The organism is Candidatus Poriferisodalis sp. (genome assembly GCF_965208895.1).
GTDB lineage: Bacteria > Actinomycetota > Acidimicrobiia > Acidimicrobiales > Poriferisodalaceae > Poriferisodalis.
In genome coordinates this window covers 1,715,333-1,736,994 of sequence record NZ_OZ242363.1, presented here as the reverse complement: position 1 = coordinate 1,736,994, position 21,662 = coordinate 1,715,333, and the positions used below count along the sequence as shown (strand labels likewise).

General features: G+C 67.8%; 17 protein-coding genes. 13 read left to right on the top strand and 4 right to left on the bottom strand.

Annotation, left to right across the window (positions count from 1 at the left end):
- Positions 1 to 37 precede the first annotated feature (37 nt).
- From mutM to ACOGJB_RS07780, 3 genes are all read left to right on the top strand, one after another.
- Entirely contained in the window at positions 38 to 916 is an 879-nt protein-coding gene (gene mutM / locus ACOGJB_RS07790) for a bifunctional DNA-formamidopyrimidine glycosylase/DNA-(apurinic or apyrimidinic site) lyase (RefSeq protein WP_419840244.1), read from the top strand.
- A 67-nt stretch (positions 917 to 983) separates the two neighbouring features.
- Positions 984 to 1,571: an NfeD family protein gene (locus ACOGJB_RS07785; RefSeq protein ID WP_419840243.1), complete on the top strand. Its 588-nt coding sequence runs from the start codon at positions 984 to 986 to the stop codon at positions 1,569 to 1,571.
- A complete protein-coding gene (locus ACOGJB_RS07780) occupies positions 1,571 to 2,527 on the top strand; it encodes an SPFH domain-containing protein (RefSeq protein ID WP_419840242.1) in 957 nt (318 codons plus the stop codon). The genes ACOGJB_RS07785 and ACOGJB_RS07780 overlap by 1 nt, the downstream gene beginning before the upstream one ends.
- A 33-nt stretch (positions 2,528 to 2,560) precedes the next feature.
- On the opposite strand, the gene ACOGJB_RS07775 is transcribed toward ACOGJB_RS07780, so the two are convergent.
- The 4 genes from ACOGJB_RS07775 to ACOGJB_RS07760 all read right to left on the bottom strand — a co-directional run bounded on the left by ACOGJB_RS07775 (position 2,561) and on the right by ACOGJB_RS07760 (position 7,278).
- Entirely contained in the window at positions 2,561 to 3,760 is a 1,200-nt protein-coding gene (locus ACOGJB_RS07775) for an ABC transporter permease (protein WP_419840241.1), read from the bottom strand.
- 10 nt (positions 3,761 to 3,770) lie between these two features.
- Positions 3,771 to 4,403 (bottom strand): ABC transporter ATP-binding protein, encoded by a 633-nt coding sequence (locus ACOGJB_RS07770; protein WP_419840240.1) that lies wholly within the window; start codon positions 4,401 to 4,403, stop codon positions 3,771 to 3,773.
- Between the two features lie 167 nt (positions 4,404 to 4,570).
- Entirely contained in the window at positions 4,571 to 6,658 is a 2,088-nt protein-coding gene (locus tag ACOGJB_RS07765; protein ID WP_419840239.1) for a peptidoglycan-binding protein, read from the bottom strand.
- Positions 6,655 to 7,278: a hypothetical protein gene (locus ACOGJB_RS07760; protein WP_419840238.1), complete on the bottom strand. Its 624-nt coding sequence runs from the start codon at positions 7,276 to 7,278 to the stop codon at positions 6,655 to 6,657. The genes ACOGJB_RS07765 and ACOGJB_RS07760 overlap by 4 nt, the downstream gene beginning before the upstream one ends.
- 215 nt (positions 7,279 to 7,493) lie before the next feature.
- Here ACOGJB_RS07760 and ACOGJB_RS07755 point away from each other — a divergent pair, with 215 nt between their 5' ends.
- The 10 genes from ACOGJB_RS07755 (at position 7,494) to ACOGJB_RS07710 (ending at position 21,594) form a co-directional block, all read left to right on the top strand.
- Positions 7,494 to 8,414 (top strand): P1 family peptidase, encoded by a 921-nt coding sequence (locus ACOGJB_RS07755; protein ID WP_419840237.1) that lies wholly within the window; start codon positions 7,494 to 7,496, stop codon positions 8,412 to 8,414.
- Positions 8,415 to 8,471: 57 nt separating this feature from the next.
- Positions 8,472 to 8,750 carry a type II toxin-antitoxin system Phd/YefM family antitoxin gene (locus tag ACOGJB_RS07750; protein WP_419840236.1) on the top strand — a complete coding sequence of 93 codons (279 nt, stop codon included), beginning with the start codon at positions 8,472 to 8,474 and terminating at the stop codon, positions 8,748 to 8,750.
- A 12-nt stretch (positions 8,751 to 8,762) separates the two neighbouring features.
- The gene (locus tag ACOGJB_RS07745) at positions 8,763 to 9,197 is read left to right on the top strand and encodes a type II toxin-antitoxin system VapC family toxin (protein ID WP_419840235.1); all 435 of its coding nucleotides are present in this window, start codon (positions 8,763 to 8,765) and stop codon (positions 9,195 to 9,197) included.
- A gap of 552 nt (positions 9,198 to 9,749) precedes the next feature.
- A complete protein-coding gene (locus ACOGJB_RS07740) occupies positions 9,750 to 10,010 on the top strand; it encodes a hypothetical protein (RefSeq protein WP_419840234.1) in 261 nt (86 codons plus the stop codon).
- Entirely contained in the window at positions 10,010 to 10,387 is a 378-nt protein-coding gene (locus tag ACOGJB_RS07735) for a PIN domain-containing protein (protein ID WP_419840233.1), read from the top strand. Before ACOGJB_RS07740 ends, ACOGJB_RS07735 begins: the two co-directional genes overlap by 1 nt.
- A gap of 315 nt (positions 10,388 to 10,702) precedes the next feature.
- Positions 10,703 to 10,915 carry a hypothetical protein gene (locus ACOGJB_RS07730; protein ID WP_419840232.1) on the top strand — a complete coding sequence of 71 codons (213 nt, stop codon included), beginning with the start codon at positions 10,703 to 10,705 and terminating at the stop codon, positions 10,913 to 10,915.
- A 65-nt stretch (positions 10,916 to 10,980) separates the two neighbouring features.
- The gene (locus ACOGJB_RS07725) at positions 10,981 to 11,436 is read left to right on the top strand and encodes a hypothetical protein (protein ID WP_419840231.1); all 456 of its coding nucleotides are present in this window, start codon (positions 10,981 to 10,983) and stop codon (positions 11,434 to 11,436) included.
- Positions 11,403 to 14,312, top strand: a complete 2,910-nt coding sequence (locus ACOGJB_RS07720; RefSeq protein WP_419840230.1) for a vWA domain-containing protein — start codon at positions 11,403 to 11,405, stop codon at positions 14,310 to 14,312. Before ACOGJB_RS07725 ends, ACOGJB_RS07720 begins: the two co-directional genes overlap by 34 nt.
- Positions 14,313 to 14,407: 95 nt before the next feature.
- On the top strand, positions 14,408 to 17,866 hold the full coding sequence (locus ACOGJB_RS07715; protein ID WP_419840229.1) for a tubulin-like doman-containing protein: 3,459 nt from the start codon (positions 14,408 to 14,410) through the stop codon (positions 17,864 to 17,866).
- Positions 17,863 to 21,594, top strand: a complete 3,732-nt coding sequence (locus ACOGJB_RS07710; RefSeq protein ID WP_419840228.1) for a hypothetical protein — start codon at positions 17,863 to 17,865, stop codon at positions 21,592 to 21,594. The genes ACOGJB_RS07715 and ACOGJB_RS07710 overlap by 4 nt, the downstream gene beginning before the upstream one ends.
- Positions 21,595 to 21,662: the final 68 nt, after the last annotated feature.

Below are 21,662 nucleotides of genomic sequence, written 5' to 3'. Positions count from 1 at the left end.
GCGAAGCCGTGGCCCGAGCGGCCCGTGAGCGACAGCGATGCCTGAGCTTCCCGAAGTCGAAGTCGTCCGGCGACAGTTGGAACCGCCGTTGGTCGGGCGGCGGATCACCGATGCCTGGGCTCATCCGTCGCGCAAGTTCGCATCTGGCGTCGATGCGGTGGGCAGCGAAGTCGAGGCGTTGCGGCGGCGCGGCAAGTACCTGATAGCCGAGCTGGACTGCGGCCGCGACCTGATCACCCATCTCGGCATGACCGGGCGGCTGTGCTTTGCCGACACGCCCACTGCAGCACGCGATGATCTGCCGTCGCCTCGCCCCGCCGATGGATCGGCGGCAGCGGTTATGGCCCCGAGAGCAGTCAGCGCTGCCGACCCGTACGTGCGTGCTTGGTGGCAACTTGACGACGACGAAGTGCTCTGCCTGCATGACGTGCGCCGGTTCGGCCGGATTGCGGTCTGCGACCGGGGCGACTACCGCGACCTGCCCACGCTGGCGGCGATCGGTCCTGAGCCGTTGGACGAGGGCTTCGATGCAGCAGCGTTCTGGCGAGCGAGCCAGCGGTCGAGCCAGCGCATCAAGACGCAGCTGCTGAACCAGCGCCTCGTCGCCGGCATCGGGAACATCTACGCCGACGAAGCGTTATTCCTGGCGTGCATCAACCCGTCAGCTCGCGCGATCTCGAAGCCGCGAGCGGAGCTGCTGTTGGCAGCGCTGCGCGATGTGCTGGTCGCAAGCATCGAACGCGGCGGCAGCACGCTGCGCGACTACTACAGCCTCACCGGCGCCGGCGACAATCAGAAGTACTTCGTCTGCTACGGCCGGGCGGGCGAACCGTGCGTGCGCTGCGGCACCGAATTGCGCCGCCGGGTGCTGGATCAACGCTCCAGCACGTGGTGCCCTGCCTGTCAAAGGCGTTAGCGCGGCAGCGGCCTCGCCGCGGCGGGGCATACTTGCAGCACATCCAACGATGCACGCGGGGGTTCGGGTGGACAACGAACTGTGGCGATGGGTCTGGGTTGCGGTGGCGATGGTCATGGGCATCGGTGAGATCTTCACCGCCGGTTTCTTCCTGCTGCCGTTCGCCTTGGGTGCGGCTCTGGCTGCAGCCGCGGCGTGGCTGGATCTCCATGGTGCGGTCCAATGGCTGCTCTTCTTCGGCGGCACCGCTGTTTCCATGCTGATTTTGCGCCGCTTCATGGGCCGCCAGGACCGGCCAGACGATCTTCCGGTCGGAGCGAACCGCTACGTCGGCATGGATGGTCGGGTCATCGAAGACATCGACCTCGTCGAGAACACGGGACGCGTCCGGGTCGAGTCGGACGAGTGGCGCGCCGTTGCCGATTCCGGACCGATCGAAGAGGGATCCCTGGTACGGGTCACCGCATTGCGTGGCACCAAGCTGCTCGTCGAACTTGCCGAGCCGCCGCCCCCGGACTACGTGCGTCATAGTGACCCAGTGGCCGCACCCGCAGCGGAAACAAGCTTGGAAGACACCGCAGAAGCTGCCACGAGCGAATCTGGCTCTGACAGCGGCGACCAGAACGAACACTCAGACACTCCAAGGAGCGATTGATGGACAGCATCGACCCGGGAGTAATCCTCCTGGCAATTGTCGCACTGGCGATCTTCGTGGTCGCTGCGAAGGGCTTGCGCATCGTTCGGCCTTTCGAACAGGGCCTCGTCGAGAACTTGGGCAAGTACCGGATGACCGTCGAGCCCGGTCTGCGATTTGTGATCCCGTTCATCCAGCGGATCCTCAAGGTGGACATGCGCGAGCAGGTGGTGGATGTGCCGCCTCAAGAGGTCATCACCAAGGACAACGTGGCGGTCACCGTCGACGCCGTCATCTACTACGAGCCCACCGACCCGGTGAAGCTGAAGTATGCGGTGGGCAACTTCATCATCGCCGTGACGAAGCTCGCCCAGACCAACCTCCGCAACGTGATCGGTGATTTGCAGCTCGACGATGCGCTGGTGTCGCGCGAGGTCATCAACTCCAAGCTGAGGCAGATCCTCGACGATGCCACCGACAAGTGGGGTACCCGCGTGGTGCGCGTGGAAATCCAGCGCATCGAGCCGCCCGCCGATGTGACCACCGCGATGCACCGTCAGATGAAGGCAGAGCGCGACCGGCGTGCGGCGGTCACCGAGGCCGAGGGCGAGAAGCGCGCAGCGATCCTGCAGTCGGAGGGTGTGAAGCAGTCCCAGATCCTGCGGGCCGAGGGCGAGGCTGAGGCGATCAAGCGAGTGGCCGATGCCGACAAGTACCAGAAGCTCACGGTCGCCGAAGGCGAGGGTCAGGCCATCGAGCGGGTCTTCATGGCGATCCACAACGGCGATCCCACCGATGACCTGATCGCCATCAAGTACCTCGAAGCGCTGCAAGGAATCGCGGACGGTCAGGCCACCAAGATCTTCCTGCCGCTCGACACCAGCGGTGTGCTCGGTGCCGTCGCAGCCATGGGCGAGATGTTCCGCGAGACAAACAGCCCGGCCGCCAGTTCCAGCGGCGCCCAATCCGGCGAGTAGCGCTCGCCGCGGGTTCTCGGACAGCTCAGCGGGTCAGTCGGAGCGGAGCGCTTCGGTGGGCGACACCTTGGCCGCCCGGATTGCCGGGTACAAGCCTGCGATTGCTCCGATCAGCACAGCAGCAGCGATCCCGCCGATCAGCGCAATGGGCGGGATGATCACACGCCAACCCTGCGCCGTCGCGTAGACGTACGTCACGGCCACGCCCAGCAGGACGCCGACGGTGCCACCCAGCGAAGCGAGCGTCAGGGCCTCGATGAGGAACTGCCGACGGATGTGTGCCCGGGTCGCTCCGATGGCGCGACGCAGTCCGATCTCACTGCGCCGTTCGATGACACCGATCACCATGACGTTGGCCACGCCGATCCCGCCGACGAGCAACGCCACTGCCCCCAAGCCCAGGAACAACCCGGTGAATGAACTCTCCGCGGCCGATCTGGCCTCCAGCAGGTCCGACGGCCGGCTGATCTCCGCCTCCTCCGGGTTCTCGGGATCAACGGTCGCGGCGAGCACGTCACGGGTCTCGTCGATGTAGCTCTCGTCGACGCGTACATACACGGTGGACGGGACAAGTTCGATGCCGTAGTAGCCCTCGGCTGCTCGGTCTCCGATCAACACTGCTCGGTCCAGATCCGCGGCCAAGGCGAACGGCTCCAAGAGTCCGAGGACTTCGACCCATTGCCCGCCGATGTAGAGCTCGACGGGGTTGTCGAGATTGCGAATACCCAGGCGCTCCGCAGCAACCGAGCCGACCACTGCGGCCGGATACGACCTGGTTGCCTCGGTGATGAATGAGCCGTCGGAGACGGTGCCGTTGAGAGTCTCGAGCAATCCCGGGTCGGTTGCGAACACGCTGATGCCGCCGGTTTGGTCCACAGGTACGAATTCATTGCGGTAAACGCCGACGTCAACGGCATAGGTTGCTGCCGTCGCCTCGACCGTGGCGACGCGGCCGATGGTCGCAACGGCGGTTTCGGGCAGGGCAGAGTCACCGGCGCCAAATCCTGTGCCGGCCTCAATCGTCAGCAGATTGGTGCCGAGCGCCCCGATCTGGTCGAGCAGCGCAGACTTGGACGAGTCTGAGAGGCCCAGAACGCTCACCAGCGAGGCGATCCCGATGGCGATGCCGAGTGCCGACAGGATCGAACGGAGCTTGCGAGAGGCCAGCGAACCGAGGCCGACCCGGGCGACTTCGGAGAGCCGGAGCCGGCTGGGTGCCAACAAGTCAGTCACGATGCTGCCTTCACGCAGCACCTGTCCGAACATCCTGCTCGAGCCGCCCATCCAGAATCTGCAGCTGACGGGGCAGGGCAGCAGCGATCTGTTCGTTGTGAGTGACGACCACGATGGTTCGGCCCTCGGCGTGGAGCGACCCGAAGAGGTCCATGATCCCCGCAGACGAAGCGGAGTCGAGATTGCCGGTGGGCTCGTCGGCCAGGATGAACGCAGGCTCGTGCACGAGAGCTCGTGCGATGGCAACTCGCTGGGTTTCGCCGCCCGACAATGCGTTGGGCCGGTGTTGCATGCGGGCGCCGAGCCCGACTCGTTCCAGCACCGACTGGGCTGCCTCGCGTCGTTGCGGGCGAGAGGCGCCGGTGTACAGCAAGCCGTTGGCGACGTTGTCAAGGATCGGCACTCCGGCGAGAAGGAAGAAGCGCTGGAAAATGAACCCGACACGCCGCCCGCGGATCGCCGCGAGGTGATCGTCACCGAGGGAGGAGGTGTCGATTCCCTCGATCAGCACTGAGCCGCTCGTGGGTTGGTCGAGCGTGCCCATGACATGGAGCATCGTGGACTTGCCGCTGCCCGACTGTCCGACCACCGCCACCATCTCGCCTCGGTCGATCCGCACCGATACCCGATCCAATGCAGTCACCGGCGGTGAGCCCGGATAACGCTTGGAGACGTTGCGCAGTTCGATCGCAGGCGCGGCTGGGTCGGGCGAAGCGACCGGCAACTGCCGCCGGCGGCGGAGCGAGGATCGACTTGCGCGCGGCGCAAATCGCGAGCTGCCGGTGCCGGCTCTGCTTGAGTCTCGTTGGGTCACCTCGGCACCACGACACGCATGCCGGCCGCCAGCTCCGCACTGATGACCTCGACATCGCCGTCGACGAAGAGACCGGTTTCGACCGCCACCAGACGTGTGGACCCGTCGGCGTCGAGGATTTCCACGGCGCTGCCCCCTTCGACAAGAGCCAGCAGCGCAGTGGCGGGAACGACCAGGGCGTCCTTGATCAGCGTCTCGGTGATCTCGACGGTCACGGTTGCGCCGATCCAGGTCGGCGAGGCCGGCTCGGAAAGCAGGATCGTCACTTCGACGACGTTCTCGCCTGTGGCTTCGTCGAGCACGGGCGACGGGTTGATGGCGGCGACGGTGCCCGCAACATCTGTGTCATCGGGCAGCTCCACGTTGACCGCGATGCCAACGGAGATCAGGTCGCGATCGCCGAGCGGCAGGTCGGCTGAGACTCGCTGCGTCGTGGACAGCTCGCCATTCACGGGTGTCTCCACCACGGTGAGCGAGGCCAGCGACCTGCCGACCTCGAGTTCCTGGCCTGTTTCGACGCCTTGCTCCCACGGGCCCATCTGCGACGGTCCCGCGATAAAGAGCACGTCAGCGGTGCTCACCACGCCGTCGACGTGCTGCCCGGTTTCGTCTTGCCAGCGTCGCACGGCTGCGGCGGTGTGGCCGTCGAAGACGCCGTCGACCTCGAACCCCTCGGAGTCTCCGAACCCCAAGTCGGCCAAGTTCTCTTCAAGTTGGCGTATGTCGTCCCCATCGGAGCCCATCGTCATGTTGCGATAGGCGGGGGAGTCGCCGTACATGGCGTACAGCGGTCGAGAGACTTCGCCATGGGCGACCATGTCGGCTTGGGCGCTGACGAGTGCTGCTTCGGCGCTGGCCAAGGACGCTTCGAGCGCGGCGAGTTCCTCGGTTGACGGCGCAGCGAGCAGGTCGGCGAGGGCTTGCTCGGCTGCAAGTACGGCTGCGTGAGCGGAATCAGTCTCAGCTTGCGTGGGCCCGGCGCGCAGGTCGGCAAGATCTTCCGTAGCGGTATGGAGGCCGGCACGCGCCTGCGAGTACTGAACCTCAGTCGGATTCTCGAGCAGATCCAGCCGTTCTCGCGCGGCAAGTACCTTCGCTTCAGCGTCGTCGATCTCGGCCTGGGTCGGGCCTGCCAGCAGGTCGGCTTGTGCCTCCTCGGCAGTTCGCACCTTGGCTTCGGCGTCGTCGATCTCGGCCTGGGTCGGGCCTGCCAGCAGGTCGGCGAGGTGTTCTTCGGCAGTGTGCAGCTCCGCGCGTGCCAACTCAATCTCGACGCTGTTGTCCGACTTCTGGAGCTCGTCTCTGAGACTCGCCCAGGCGGCTAGCCGCGTTGCCTCCGCTGTCTCGATTTCGGCGTCGGTTGCGCCCGCCTTCAGATCGGTCAGCGCTTGGGTGGCCGTTTGTCTTGCCGCCTCAGCGGATTCGATTTCGGCGTCGGTTGCGCCCGCCTTGAGATCGGCCAGTCCGGCTTCAGCGGTGGCAATGTCGGCACGGGCTGCCGCGAGGTCACCGGCCGTGGGGTTGTCCAGTGCATCCAGTGCTTCCGACGCAGCCGCCACTTCGGCCTGCGCGCTGCTGATCTCGGCTGTGCTCGGTGGCTCGATCAGCCGATCTCGTGCTTCGATGGCCTCGGCCACGGCGGCACGCGCTGAAGCAACGTCGGCCTCGCTGGGTCCCGACATCGCGTCGTTCAGTTTGTCGGTGGCGACGGCCAGCGCATCGCGAGCCGAGGCGACGTCAGCGAGGACTCGTGCTGTATCTGCCTCCGAAGGCTCATGAAGGACGAGATAGAGCCGTTCACCCTGATGCACAACAGTCCCTTCACCAGCAAGATGCATGAGGACCCCGCTGTTATGGGCTGCGAGCGTGACCGTTCCCTCGTAATCAAGGGTTCCGGAGATCTCCAGATACTCGGTGAGGTCGCGCTGGGTGACGAGCGCTGAGCTGACGCTGGATTGGCCGTCGGCATCGGCGCCGCCGTCGGTGTCGTTGCCGATCACCATCATCGCAGCGACGCCAGCCGCGACCACCAGAACGGCCAATGCCGCGGCGATAAGAAGTCGGCGCCTGCGCTGCACGGTCACTGTCCACCGCCACGGCCCGGACGAACGGGCAGTTGCTCGCCGCAGATCTCGAGCGCGGCGCTCACGTCCGAATCGTCAAAGTCAAGCCCACCGAATGGCCTGCCGCCACCCCCTCCTGGAGTGAACGCATTCGGGTCTGGGTCCCCGACATCGACGCCGTTGTCGCGCATGCACTGGGCGAACTCGAGCAAGCGGTCCATGAGCTCGACCCTGGCCTCGTCGAAGTTCCGCCCGCCCGGACCCAGCGCGAGACCCTCGATGAGGTCGCTGCAAGCGGCCCGAGCTGCCGGTAGGTCCGGATCACGTCCGATGGCCTCAACACCCTGGCCGTCTTGCCCGCCGCCGGCGCCTCCAGGACGGCGGCCGAACACGATCGTGCCGTCGGCCTCCACGACCGGGTCGGGGAAGTCGACGCCGTTGTCGCGCATGCACTGGGCGAACTCGAGCAGACGTTCTTCGTCGCTGAGGCCGGCATTCGAACTTGTGTCTGAACTCGCGCCGGCGCTCGAGCCTCTGATCGCCGCATCGGTGGCGCTGGTCGTCTCGGTAGCCGCCATTGCCCTCGCAGGCCCGTCGGCGCCCGCAGCGGTCAGAGAGTCGTGGGAGGTCGTGGTCGTCACGGACTCGAGCGTGGCGAGTCCGCTGGATTCATCCCCGGCGCAAGAAGCAGCAGCCAGAGCGATGATTGTCGCGACCGCGAGCGGGGCGGTCCAAGAAAGCTTGCGCATGCGGAAGATCCTCCAGGTCGGGCGCACTGCAACGTAGAGATTGGAAATGAGAGCCGGGTGAAGAGCGGAACGGCGGCGCGAGACGCCAGCGCGTAGGGTGCGCGGCCATGGCGTTGGGGCTGCCGTCGGTGCAGGTGGGTTCGTGGACCGATGACATCGCCGAGACCGGTGTGACCGTCGTGCTCCCACCCCCAGGCACCTTGGGGGCCATCGCGGTGCGCGGCGGGGCCCCGGGAACCCGCGAGGCGGCCGCGCTCAGCTCGACGGGCGCAGGAGTCGAATGTCATGGCGTGGTGCTGTGCGGCAACAGCGTGTTCGGTCTCGCGGCGGCCGATGGTGTCGTTCGCTGGTGTGCCGAGCAGGGCCGTGGTCTCAACATCCGCGACAACGTCGTGCCGGTCGTCGGCGCGGCCGTCGTGTACGACATCGCGTCCCCGCACAGCGAACGTCCGACCGCGGCGGCCGGCTGGGCTGCCTGTGATGCTGCCGGTACCGACGAGCCCGCCACCGGGCGAACCGGCGTCGGGCGCGGCTGCACGATCGGCAAGGTCGCCGGCCGAGATTTCTCGGTGCCCGGCGGGCTGGGCGCGGCAGTCGAGCGTTCGGGCGAGGTCGTCGTCGGTGCTGTGGTAGCAGTCAACGCCCTGGGCGATGTCATCGACACTGACGGCACCGTGCTGGCCGGGTGCACGGCGCCATCTGGATCGCAGCGGTACCCCTATGACGCGATCGATGCGATACCCGGATTCACCGGGCGGGGCACCGAGGAGCCGGAGTCACCCGAGCGTGGCAATACCACCATCGGCTGTTTGGTCACCAATGCTCGTCTGACCAAGCCGGAGGCCTGCCGGGCGGCCGACCTCGCGCACACGGGCATCGCCCGGGCAATCGAGCCGCCGCACACGAATTTTGACGGCGATGCCCTGTTCCTGCTTGCCACCGGCGAAGTCGACACCCAAGCCGACCTGGTCGCAACGCTTGGCGCCCGGGCCGTGGCGGCGGCGATCCGCTCCGCCGTGAGGCGCTGACCAGCTCCGGTCATTCGTCTGGTCAAAATTATGGTCATAAGCGGCTAGCTTGAGTCGGTGGCTGCCGAACCGCTCTCAACTCGAACTGTGTCGGCTGCTGAGTTCAAGACACACTGCCTGCGGTTGATGGACGAGGTGCGGGATACCGGCATCCAGATCGTTGTCACCAAGCACGGTCGGCCTGTGTCGCGTCTCGTGCCCGTGGAACGCCCTCAGACAGGTGTCCTCGGCGCGTTTCCGGAATTCTCAGGCTTCTGGGACGACCCGGCTGAGACGGTCATCGACCCAGCAGCCGTGGCAGCGCTCACCGGTGCGGATGATCTCGATTTCGACTAGTGGACTGACTGAATGCTGCTGCTGGACACCCATGTCGTGGTGTGGCTGATCGCGGGGGAGTTACATCGCCTGCCGCGGCCTGCCGCTGAAGGACTCCTGTCAGCGCTGAACCAAGGACGTGTGGCCGTCTCGGCTGCCAGCTTCTGGGAATTGGCGCTCAAGCTCCGTAAGCGGCCGGAGAGGCTGCCCTCGCTGCCGCGAGTCGGCGCGGTGCGGACAACGCTGCTCGATCAGGGGATAGCGGAGGTGCCGGTGACCGGTTCGCTGTGGATCGACGCGGTGACCTTGGCGGAGCACGGCTTTCACGACGATCCCGCTGATCAGCTCATCGTCGCATCGGCCATCGCGACGGACCGCGAACTCGTCACGAGCGACCAGGCGATCGTGACATGGGCTCGCACCACAGAGATGCTCAGCGTGTACGCGGGCTTTGACGGCATGCACTGAGGCACAGCCGTGTCGGCTGCGGTCCGGCGATCGCTGTGCGAGCTGGCACCGCGGCGGTCGTACGAGCGATCCGATCGGAAGTCGTCACCTGACTTGGCCGCGAATGTGGCAATCTGGTTGCACCAGAGAAAGGGGGTGGTCCACACAATGCCGAAACGCAAGAGGACTCTGGAGGTGGCCGGGCGCTGAGGCGACCCGCTTCCGAGAAGGGGACGTCTCCATCAGGTGGCGACTCCAACCCGGACCACCGAACCCCACAGGATCCGCGTGCTGGTCCTCACGCGGCCGCAGCCCCGCCGAACAGCGGCGGCGCGAACATGATCTTCGGGTAAGCGCAGGCCCCGGCCAACCGGCCGGGGCCTGTTCGCGTCTGCCCGGCGGCATTGCCGTAGTCGAAGCGAGCCAAACGAGCGCTGGTGATCGACGGCCTCCAGACTTTTGCTCATACCACGAGTCTGAACGTCAATAGCGAGCGACTCATCAGCCGTAACCTCTTGCGTTGCGGCAAGAGCGTGCTCAGATGGTCCGACCGACAGTAGTATGGCGGTTGGTATGGCAACTCAGAAGATCACCGTCACGCTGGGCACGGAGCAGGTCGCATCGGTCAAGGCGCTCGTGGAGGCTGGGGACGCACCGAGTGTCTCGGCCTTCGTGCAAGGTGCAGTCGGTGCCGCACTCGATGACGCTGACGCTTGGGGAAGGGTTCTTGCCGAGGCACTGGAGCAGTCGGGTGGACCATTGACTCCTGCGGAGCGGGAATGGGCCGATGAAGTGCTGGGCGCTCATGGTTCTCATGCTGAGAACGTCGCATAGTGCCGGGGGCGGTGTTCGACGCTGGCGGCCTGATCGCTTTGGAGAAAGGCGACCGTGGCGTTGTCGCGCTGTTGGCCCGCGCTCATGAAACTGACGCCAGCATCACGATTCCTTCGACTGCCTTGGCGCAGACCATCCGACGACCACAGCGCCAGGTAAGGCTGACGAGGCTGTTGCGAGCGCCGAACACGACGGTCGTCTCGCTGGACAGGTCTGACGCCACGAGCGTCGGTCGTCTGCTTGCCGCCAGCGGTACGACTGACATTGCCGATGCTCATGTTGTGCTGTGCGCCCGTCGGGCACACCAGCGAGTCGTGACCTCCGACCCTGACGACCTTCGACGGCTCGACCCGGAACTCGAGATCGTCCGAGTCTGAGACAATCCAAGCAGGCGTCGTGCAGCGGGACGACGTTGCTGTCCGAGGCGTTGCGTCGCCGGGTCGCAGCCCCGCCAAATGGTGGAGGCGCGTACACGTTCTTCGGGCAGGTGCGGATCTCAGCTAACCGGCCGGGGCTGGTTGCGTTCACGCTCTCGTGCCGTGCCTGCATGGGCTAGCTTGCCTCCCTGCGACCACAACCGATCAGCACCCGCGGGTGCGCTGACCGCCATGGGCGGGAGCCCCATGGTTCCCTCCAGCGGTCAGCGCGGTTGTGGTCGCACACCACCTAGCTCTCGCTCGGAGGGAACCGCCATGCCCGATCAGGTGCCGCGTCCAGCTGCGTCGCCCCACGCCCAGCAGCCGAGTATTGCACGGCGCTTAGTTACGTTTGATCGCCCGTTTGTTACCGGGTTCTGGTTCACGCTCGGCGCGATGCTCGCGGCGTTCGTGGTTGCAGTCGCGGCATGGATCGTGGTCGCGTTGCTATTCGCTGGACTGCTGGCAGGACTCAGCAGTGGGTTCTGAGCCGCAGAAGTGCGTGGCATGACCTGGATTTCCCCGACGAAGCGCAACGAACCCGCCCGAGGCTGATGGCTGCCGATAGGCCCTCCAGCAGGCAAGACCGGCCGCCGCCACGCCGCCCCACCGACCCCCGCGGCCCCGGGCCGTCGAGGGCGAAGGCCGCCCGGCGGATTCCCATCGCTGCGGCAGGGTCGCGCCCGCCGACAGGCTGGCTGGCCGGCGCCGCCGCGACACTCGGCTTCACCGCTGTGTGCTTCTGGATCGGGAGCGCGACAGTGTTCGCGATCGGCAGTACCGGGCGCGAGATCGACTTCAATGCGCTCGGGTACTTCGCGGGCTGCTTTGTGAGCATCTTGATGCTCTACCGCTTTCTGGTCGCTGACAACGAAGCCCGCAACACCGATCGCTACTCGGACTGGCAGGTCTTCGGCGCCCGGCGAGTCATCGGCTGGATGACCTTTGCTGGGTGGGTGCTCGGAGCATCGCACCTGTGGTTCTGGGTGCTGGACCTGACCCGGCCATGAACGTGCGGCTGCGGCGGTTCGGGTGGCTTCGGGCCGCGCTCGCGTCGGTGCTGCTGTGGGGACTTCTCGCTGCTGTGCCCCCCGCCACGCCGGCAGCAGCGCAGGCCGACGCTGCTGGCGCGTACACGCCGTGCGCGTCGGACCAGGACATCGACGTGCTGGTGATGATGGACGCTTCGGGGTCGTTGAACGCCCCCGCCACCGGTCTGGACAAAGACGGGCGGCAGCGCACAGAAGCGCTCGAGCGGTTCCGGGCGGAGCTGGCATCCCTGCTGGCGGAGTTGCCAGCATCGTCGCCTGTCTCGGTCAACTTGGCGCTGTGGCGCTTCGAGAGCGACGTACGGCAGATCGCCGATTTCGCACCTGCCTCGGCGGGTCATCCCTCCGACGGCCAGATCAGGCAATCGCTCGGCGAGCTGCGCGGCGGCCAGCTCTCCTACCGCACGAACCACACCGACTATCTGCGGGCGCTGCGCGCGGCAGGGCAGGCATTCCGCGAACGAGGGCGTCCAGGCGCCTGTCGCCTGCTGTTGTTCTTCAGCGACGGCCTGCACGACCCCACCGGGCGATTGACGCCCGCGCAGATCGAGGAGCTGCGAGCGCAGGTGTGCGGCCAGATCAAGCCCAGCTTCGAGAGCGCCGGCATCGACACGTACGCGATCCTGCTGGGCTTCGGCTCCGCCGTCGACGACAAGCCGCTCGAGCCTGAGATGCGGACCGCCACCATGCAGGCGCTGCGGGCGCTGACCGGCGACTCGGGATCGAGGCTCGTGCGCGGCCTGCCCTACGCCGATGGCATCGACTGCGAACGCTGGAGCGACGAGCCGAGTGATCGCGACGGATCGGTGGTGGAGATCGCAGGCTTGGACAACTTGGCGCTGCAGCTGCTCGAGGTGGTCGATGTCGCGGCGAGCGGGCTCGTGGAATGGACCAACTGCGGCATCGACGCAGGCACCGGCACGCGGTCTGCGCCGATGCCGGCCGGCCGCTACATCGACCAGATCGTGGCCTACCCGCGCGACGGCCAAGTGACCGGCTACGACATCGAGACAGCAGACGGACGCGTGTTGACTCATAGCTCGGACGGCAGCGGGCCGCTGCGGCTCGGCGCCGACGACTTCGGCGGGCTCGAGGCGGGCTGGACGATCGAGTTCGCCACGACGGGCGACGACGGCCTGGGGGTGGCCTGCTTCGTCAAGCGCGTCGCCCCAGACGACCTCCAGTCCACCGGCTCGGTCACGACCGGCCTCGGCGACGCGGTGTCGTCGGTGGAGCGCAGCGCACAGGGCGCGGACTCCGCGCCGCTCCGGCTGACCGTGGCCGGCGCTGCCCCCGCAGGCCTCTGCGCGGATGCGTCGTCGGTCGAGTGGAACGATCCGCGGCTGCGCGACTGGTACTGCCGCGACGGCCAAGTGGTGTTCGAATTGAACCCGCTCGACTGCCAGGAATCCGTCGACCTGGCGCCGCTGGTGGGCTCGTTCAGGCCCTCCCACGCCGAGGCCGTGTACGGCGCCGATGCCTTCGAGGTCGAGGCACGAGTGGTCATCGACGGTCCCGCTGCCGTGCTGCATGACTGCTTCGGAGGACCGGCACTGGAGTGCGCATCGGAGTCGGACGGTGTTGTCGTCGCCGTCGTCACACCCGATACCGACGAACTGCCCCGCGAGCGTCTGCGAGCCGACGCGGACTGTCTTTTGCACCCGCCCGAGCGTGGCCATGTCGATCTGGTGGCGTCGTGGCAGCCCGACAGCGGGCGCGCCGATCTGGCAGGCGAACTGTCATGGCTGTTCGATGACGAGAACCACACCGGAGGCGCCAGCGGCGAGGTGCTCGGCGACGGCACCACGCTGCGCTTGGACGCCGACGATGCCATCGGCGCAGTGCCGCTGCGCTTCGCGACGGCCGACGAGCTGCGCAACGGCGACTGGCGGATCGCCGGGCACATCGGCTTGACGCCCCAGTGGGAACCCGAAGACCCCGACGGACGCATTGCCGCAGAGGCAGCGCAGTGGACTCGCCAGATGGCTCGCAGTGTGGAACTGGACCGCAGCTACAGCGCGCGGAGCGACTCCGCGGCGGCACGATGGCTGACGTTGCTGCTTGTTGCGGCGAGCCTCCTGCTGAGCTACCTGCTGCTGTGCCTGGCGCTCGCCTGCTCCATGACGTTGCCTGACGCGACTCGATTCTGGATCCACCGTGCCGATCTCGATGTCGTCGCAGACGGCCGAGGTCGCCTGCGATTTGCCGACGGGTCTGCGGGGCATCTCGCAGCAGCGCGAGCAGCGTCGGTGCGCGGCACGAAGTCTCGCGGGGGCCGAGGAAAGCGCACGCTTCGATGGCAGACCGACGACCTCGGGGTCCGCCTGAAGCGCCCGTTCTGGCTGTGGCTGCCCGGGCTGATCCGCGGTCCGTGGAGCGAAGTGCAGTCCAGCTCCACCGGCATGCTTGCTGCCCGGCCGCGTCCCCGGCGGACACGTCGCGCCAAGTCGTCGATGGCGGGCAAGCTGCACCTCGCCGATGCCCGGTTCCGGTCTCTCGAGGCGGTGTCGGCGCCGATCGGCGAATCGGAGGGCCGCCACAGCGCCACGGTCTGGGTCGCCCGGCCCAAGACTGGCCGGGATGCGCCGCTGGAGCAGACCGAGATGCGGGACCTCGGCGCGCTGCTCAACCAGGCTGCCGCACAGGCCCGCGAGGGCGGCACGCGCTCGCCGGGCCGAGAAAACGGAGGCGACGGCTCGGCTTCGGCACGCGACGCCGACGCCAGCCCGCAGCCGCCGCCCGAGAACCGCGGCGACCCCCTTGGCGGCGTCGGCAGCGACCATGGCCGTCCACCGCCGCGAGGCCGCGGCGACCGGCCGCCGCCCCGCGGACGGTGACCGCTCGCAGCGCGGAGGCGGCACACGGCCCGGCGGCGGCACAGGCACGGGCGCAACCGGTCGAAGGGCCGGCACGACTCAGGAGCAGTTGACAGGTGTACAGCAAGTTTCTCTTTGTGGGGCTCGGCGGCTCCGGCGGCAAGACGCTGCGGTTTCTCAAGCGGGAGATCAAGCACTGGATGCGATCGCGCGGCATCGACGGCCGCGTGCCTGCGGCGTGGCAGTTCCTGCACATCGACACGCCGGTCAACCCCGACGGCGACGAGATCAACCACATGGTCGGCCGTCTCGAAGCCGATGAGTATCTGGGCCTGATCGCGCCCGGCACCGAGCTGGGCGACGTGCAGAACGTCCTCGACGCTGACGGCGCCTTGCATTCGGAGATGCGCACCTGGCGAGTTGAGCCGGCGGCGGCCGATGTGCCCGTGCAGCAGGGCGCCGGGCAGATGCGCGCCATCGGCCAGACGGTGGCCATGGCATACGCCAAGCGGATTCGCGACCAGCTCGACCACCGTGTCAGCCGGATGAAGGCCGGCACCAGCGCAGCGGAGCTCGGAGAGATGTACGCGAAGGTGACCGGTCGGCGTCCCGGCTCGAGCTCGAGTTCCTATGTCGTCGTCGTCAGTTCGCTCGCGGGCGGGACAGGGGCGGGCCTGCTCAACCTCGTCTGCGACATCCTGCGTGCGCTGGACACTCCCGCAGGCGACAACGTCTTCGCCGTGCTGTACACGCCGGAGGTCTTCCGCAGCATCGGGAGCGCAGCCACCGCGGGCGTTCACCCGAACAGCTTGGCGGCCGTGAGCGAGCTGCTGAACGGCTACTGGTGGCAAGCCAGCGAGGACAACGCCATAGGCGTCGCCTCGCCGCGCGAGAGCGCTGTGCTCCGCCGCGCGGGCCTGCCGAATCCGCAGGCACGCAACGGGCCCAAGTACCCGTTCCTCGTCGGCCGGGTCGGGGCCGGAGGCGTCGATCACGGCTCGCCAGACCGGCTGTTCGAAATGGCCGCACGCGCATTGGCGTCCTGGGTGATCCCGGCTGACGAGGACGCCGGATTTCTTGCGTACACCGTCGGGAACTGGCCGACGCTCGCGAAAGACGGCCGTCGCCAGGCGGGAGTCTTGGTCGACGAGGGCGAGCCGCAGGAACAAGGCCTGCCGCCGATGTCCGCACTGGGATTCGCCCGGCTGTCAGTCGGCACGCAGCATCTCAAGGAGTACGCACGTCAGCGGATCGTCAAGGACGTGCTGCGCCATGTCGCCCGCTATCACATCGATTCAGACGAAGCGCGCAGCGCCAGGCAGGAACGAGAGACCGACGATCCCGACGCGATCGCACGATTCGTCGCCGAGCATCACAAGCGGGCATTCCTGCACACGACCTGCCTTGCACAGGCCGGCCCTGACGACAACCAGATCCTCGACGACCTGAGGCCCGATACGCATGACGCCCTCGTTGAGGAGTTCGAGTCCGCAGCGCGCCTGCTGGCCGGAATCGACGACGAACAGCAGCGCAGCGTCGGCGACTGGCGGAGATCGATCATCGAGGGGATCCAGCGTGCGCAGCAGGAATTCGAGAGCGCGTACCGGGAGAGGCTCGAAGCGTCGGTCCAGTCGTGGATTGCCGAGGTGGGCAGGCGGATCGTAGACGCCTCAGCGGAATCGGTGGCTGAACGAGGTCTGTGGGTGACCGCAGAGATCTTGGCTCAGGCCGAGACATATCTGCGCCATGAGGTGTTCGAAGATCTGATGAGCCACAACGTCCCGCGGTGGCGTGAGTGGTCCACCGACATCGACTACGCCGTCGACGATCAGCTCGGCGCATCCGGCGGCAGGATCCGCAGCGATGATCGCCGCCTGGAGGACGCCGTGTCCGAAGGCGTCAACTATGGGCAGTACGCCGGCGACGCCCTGGTAGCTGAGCGGGCGGCGCGACTGTGCAGCGAGGTCGCCGGCGGCATCATGAGCCCGCTGCGCTCGGCACTGCTGGCAGCTCAGCGGCTCGCTGAAGCCGAGCTGTCCAAGACCGAGTCCTGGGTCGAGTGGAGCGACGAACCGCCTCCGGCATCGGTCCGCCCGCCGGCGGGCGACTTCCCGCTGATCGACCCCGATCGCTACCCGCAGGTCTTCGCGAAGCTCGTGGCCCGCGATGTGGGAGCGAGACGCCGCGAGCTCGAGCAGCGGGAGGAACTGCGGCGCCAGATCGTGACCGGGAGGTACGGCGCCGCCGCATCGGGCGGCGAGCAGGCGTGCATCGGCATCCTGCGGGAATGGTGGCCGTCGGGGGAGACGTCCGCCGGGGGCTCGCACACGCCGGCGGACCTGCGCGTCGAGGTAGCGACCGGCCTCGACGAGCTGAGCCGCCGCACCCTCGGATGGCTGGAGCGACCAGGATCAGCTTGGGACAAGCACCTCAGCCTGACCATCCGCGGCTTCGTCGGCAGCGGCGATCCGCACGACCCCGACGCTCCCGACCCCGCAGAGCTGCTTGCCAACCAAGCCCGCCTCGATGCCCAGCTCGCAGCGGCAATCGCGGCCGCGGCGCCGTTCATCAGTCTCGATGGGCCGCTCATGGGCACCGTGCACGACAGCACAGCCGACGAGAGCCCGACGCTGATGATCAGCCCGATTCCGCTCGAATCGCACGCGACCGAGGATCGGGTGCGGTCGCGGCTCAGCGAGATGGGACTCCCCGACGACCGCATTTCGCAGATCCTCAATAACGACGCGTCGATAGCCGAGGTGGACATCACCGGCCTGCTCGCTGCACCGGTGTCCCCCTTGGTCGTCGAGTCGCTGATGCGCCCAATCTCGGAGCGCTGGAATGCTGCGAGCACCCCGGCCCTGCGGCGCAAGTTCTGGGAATGGCGCCGCGCCCAGCCGCTCGATGCCTTCGTGCCGGTCCCCCAGGCCCTGCTACGCGCCATGGTGCGCGGCTGGTACACCGCGCAGATGCTGGGCCGTGTGGATCGCACCGACGGCAGTTTCGCGATCGTCTGCACCCACAAGAAGGCCGTCGTTTCGTTCCCGGACCCGCTGCTCTCGACGCCTCGGGCCGACGGTCCCCGCGATCACCTCGCGCAGGTGCTTGAAGCCCTGCCGCTGGCCTACGTCGAGGTCAGCCGCGTCGGGGCCCTGGACCCGCTGGATGCGTACATCGAGCTGCGAGAGTTGGGCCGCTCGGCCCTTGGCGGCGACCTGTTCACCTACGAATCGGTCAATCCGGCGCTTTCGGGCTGGATCGAGCAACGCTCCGATGCCGCCGGGACCTCCCCGCAGCGGCGTCCGCTGCTCGACGAGTACACCTCGGGGCATGACTGCTCCACGCCGATCGGCCGCGCGGCGCACGTCGCCGAATTCTGCCGGGAGACGATGGGCCGCTACCAGCGGGAGTTCGAGGAACACAATGCGGAGTGTGGGCGCTATCCCGAACTGCTGACGCGGTGCCCGCTGTGGACAGGGCTCTGGGAGCGCCATATGCGCCCGGCGCTGCATGAGATCGGCGAGGCCGCGCTGCAGCTGTCGCGCCCGGGCACCGACGAGGGGGCAATGATGTGAGCCCGGCCGGTGTCGCGCACGGTTCCGCTCACGGCGGCAAACGCCATCTCGTCTTCGTGCACCACGCCGATGATGCAGGCATCTGCGCCGCACTCGAGCATTGGGAGCGTCTGAACGACGCTGTTCAGCTGGCCAATGTGATCAGCGTCGCCTGCCGGTCGCCGCGCGGCGACGCCGAGGGGGACGAGCACCACGACATGCCCGCTGCTGCACCGTTCCCGCAGTCTCTGCGCCATGCCCGCTTCCTCGACGCAGGCACATGGACCGACGTGGCGCTGATGTACACGCTTCACGGGGCCGACGAGATCTCTCGCATCGACATTCTCAGCGCCTGCACGCCGGCGCTCGCGAGCAGCCGCCAACGAGAACTCGCCGAAGCCGACCGGCAGCTGCGTCTCGACCTGCAGCGGATCGCCGCTCCCCATACCAGCGTCGCGCTGCACCGGGTCTGGCTTCCCGGCTTCAGCGAGGCGTATGAGGGCCTCGCTCCGTGCGCCGAGTACGCACAAGGGGAAGCCGACCACCTGTTCGTAGTGATGCCGGAGAACCGCCAGCACGAGCGTGCTGTCGCGTTGCTCATGAGAGCCCACGATTCTGGAGATGCGTATTCGTGGCATGTCGCCGTCGAGCTGGCTTCGCTCGGGGGTCTGTGGTCGACGATGAGGGGCGCGCCGGTGGAGCTGACGGCGCGGGTGCACAGCGGAATGACCGCTCCCGTGGTCCGCCTCGTGCGCTCGACATGCCGCGCTGCCCGCATACACACGCCCTCGCCGGAGCACACCTTTGAGGGAGGCGCGATGCTGCCGCTCACCAGCGGCTACCTTCCGGCGGCTGACCAGATGCGTGTCGTCGCCGATGCCGCCCAGCGCATGTTCCCTGCCGAGTTCCGTTGCCTGCGTGAGCCGGCGCCGGCTGGGCCCGATGCGGCCGAGGCGGATGGCTCGAGCGATGACGCCGATGACCTCCACGGCGCCAGCGAGGGCGGCCGGGCCGGCGATCTGTACCGGCTGCTGATGCCCCTGTCCAAGCCGGTCGGCCGGCGTCGGCACGAGGATCTGCCGTTGCGCCGGGTCATGCCGCATTCGCAGAGCGCGTCCGGGCGGATCGGAGACGTGCAGCGATTCGTAGACGACACAGCCGCGGCCGCGCCGTGGACAGCGTCCCTGATGGCTGGGGACGGCAGCGATGCGGACTGGTCGGACGCCGCGATCCGTACGGCCCGCCGCCAGCTCGACAGGGAACGGGTGCCGGTCTCGCTGGAATCGGTGCCGAGCACTGCGTGGGACATCATCATCACGAACGCCTTCGGCCTCGCCGACGGCGCCGAGCCCTCGGCGCCGCTGCGTGCAGCGACTATGGGCGGACGCTTTCTCATTACCGATCCCGCAGCGATGGCACCAGCGCCCGGCGACCTGAGCCAGACCGTCGCCCGACTCGACGCTGCTGCCGCGCGGCGAGCTCCGACCCTCGGGCGCCGCAACGCCGAGGCGGGCCCGGACGCGCATCGAGACCGTGCCGGAGGCGGCGATGCAGCGGATCGCTCCGCAAGCCCCGCCCCGGAGGCCCGGGACGCGGACGATGCTGTGTCTGGGACCGATCCCGCAGTCGGAGGGCGCGACGCTGGCACGGCACGGGAGGTCGGCGCGTCGCGAAGCGGCCGCCGCGGCGCCGTCCGGCAGTCGGCCGATCGGTTCTCCGAGGGTTCTGTCGGCATGACGGACTCGACCGGCAGGCGCGACGAGCATGCGCTGTTCCGATTCTGGTTCCCGCGTCGGCTGATTCGCCGCCGCCGTCCGGCGGATCAGTCGGACGGCGGAATCGAGTCCGACGCAGCTGGCAGTGCCGAAGCCGAGTCGAGCGCCAGCGCCGAAGCCGACTTTGTCGCTGGCGTCGAGCTCGACGCGGTCAGTGGTTCAGAGGCCGACTCAGCCGGAGACCGACTGCACGGCGCGATGGGGGACAGCCACCGCGACGCAGTCCAGCGAGACGATCCCTGCGAGCAGATGCCTGCACCCAACTCCGGCGAGCCGATTCCGCCTTGCGAGCCGCCGCCGTTGCAGCCGCCGGACATGCATCGTCCGACACTGCTCGGTTCCGTCACTCGCGAGTTCGACCAAGAGATCAGGCTCGCTGGTCATGTCGTCGACGCCGAACTGGCCGAGCTGCGCGAGCGCTTGTCCTACGAGCAGCGGCCGGAGCCCGGTGTCACGTCGTTCGTGGCCCACGCCTTGCTCGTCTCGGGGCTGATCTTGCTCGGCGCGCTGTTGACGCTCACCCCGCTGCGGGAGGCGGCGACGGTGGACAGGCTGACATCAGACCAGAGGATCATGGCCTTCGGGGTGCTCTGCCTGCTGGTGGTGACGCCGCCGATCCTGCGGCTGATGCCGCGCAGCAGCCGCGCAGCGCAGGTGCATCTGATTCTCACCGCTGCCGGTCTGTCGGCTGCCGTCTCCACCGTGGTGGTGCTGGCCCCGCAGATCGCGACCAGCCCGCTCGATCGGCCCGGGCAGTGGGGCCCGGCAATCATCATCTGCGCGGCAGTGATGACCTTGGCGCTCACCGCACGCGCACGCGGGTTTCGCGGCGATCGTGAACTGCTGGGGCCCTTCGCCCCGCTGGTGTCGGACTTTGTCGCCACGGCAGTGCCGATCGTGTTCGCATTCGTCCTGATCGTCGCTGCCGCGAACAGGAATGCGACGGCATCGGCCGATGCGCAGCCGCCCGCATGGCGGCTGCTGGCGGTGGTGCTGTCGAGCACTGTCGCGATGGCCCTGGTCGCGGCGGGCCTGATCTGGATTATCCGCCGCCGCGACCGTCGTGTGATGCGCGAGTGGATGGACCGGGTGGATGAGGCGATCGATGGTTGCGAGGTGGCGTCGGCACGCGCAGACATGGTCGTGCTGCTGAAATCGCATTGGCTTGCCACCGCCGCTGTCCTCGCGCGACTTACCCATCGTCCCTTCGGGCGCGGCACGCTCGCTGGCGCCTCACGCGACCCGGTCTGCTCGGTGCGCAAGCTGCGGATGTTCGATCTGGAGCTGTCGCGAGAGACGCGTGACGCATTCCTCGGCGAGATCATCCCCGAGCTTGCCGGCCGCGGCTGGCTGGGCGATCAGTACCGCCTCATGTCGGCACGCTTCGCGGCTTCGGAGCGCCGGCGGCTGGGCATCCTCTCCGATGAAGCGTTCCCGCCGCCGGAGCACTGCACCTATCCCGAACCGCCCGCCGACAAGGACGTGCCGGTACGCCACGGGTTCAGGTGGCGTTTCGCCGAGCAGGTGTTCAGCGGCGGGTTCGACGGACTGCTGCGCGAGCGGACCGACGAAGCGATGAGACGGGCGATGCAGGCGACGTTCATGAACGAGGACGTCAGCGTGGCAGCGGGCAGTGAGGGACTCGACGCGCAGCCGCTCCCTGTCTTGCTGGGCGAGCTGCTGCCGACGGACGCGAAGAATTTTCCCGCCGGGATGCTCCCGCCGAGCACCGAGGCGGCGCCCGTGTACGAGGCCTATGTGTGGTGGCCGACCGACATGGCGGTGCCCGACGGAAAACCGACCCCGACTCTGACGTGCTCCTACGTGCCCGACGGTTCGACAGTGCTGTTCCACGCGGTCCGCGTCGACATCTCCGAGCCGGTGAACATGGAGAGGCTGCTGCCGCTCAGACCGCCGGGTGCTGCCGCCCCGCCCGATGCCGCCGCGCCCGATGCCGTCTCGCCGCTCATGTAGCTCTCGGCACAGCCCGGTCTCAGCCGTGCGGCTCGGGCGGCGACTCGATCACCCGGCTGTTTACGCGG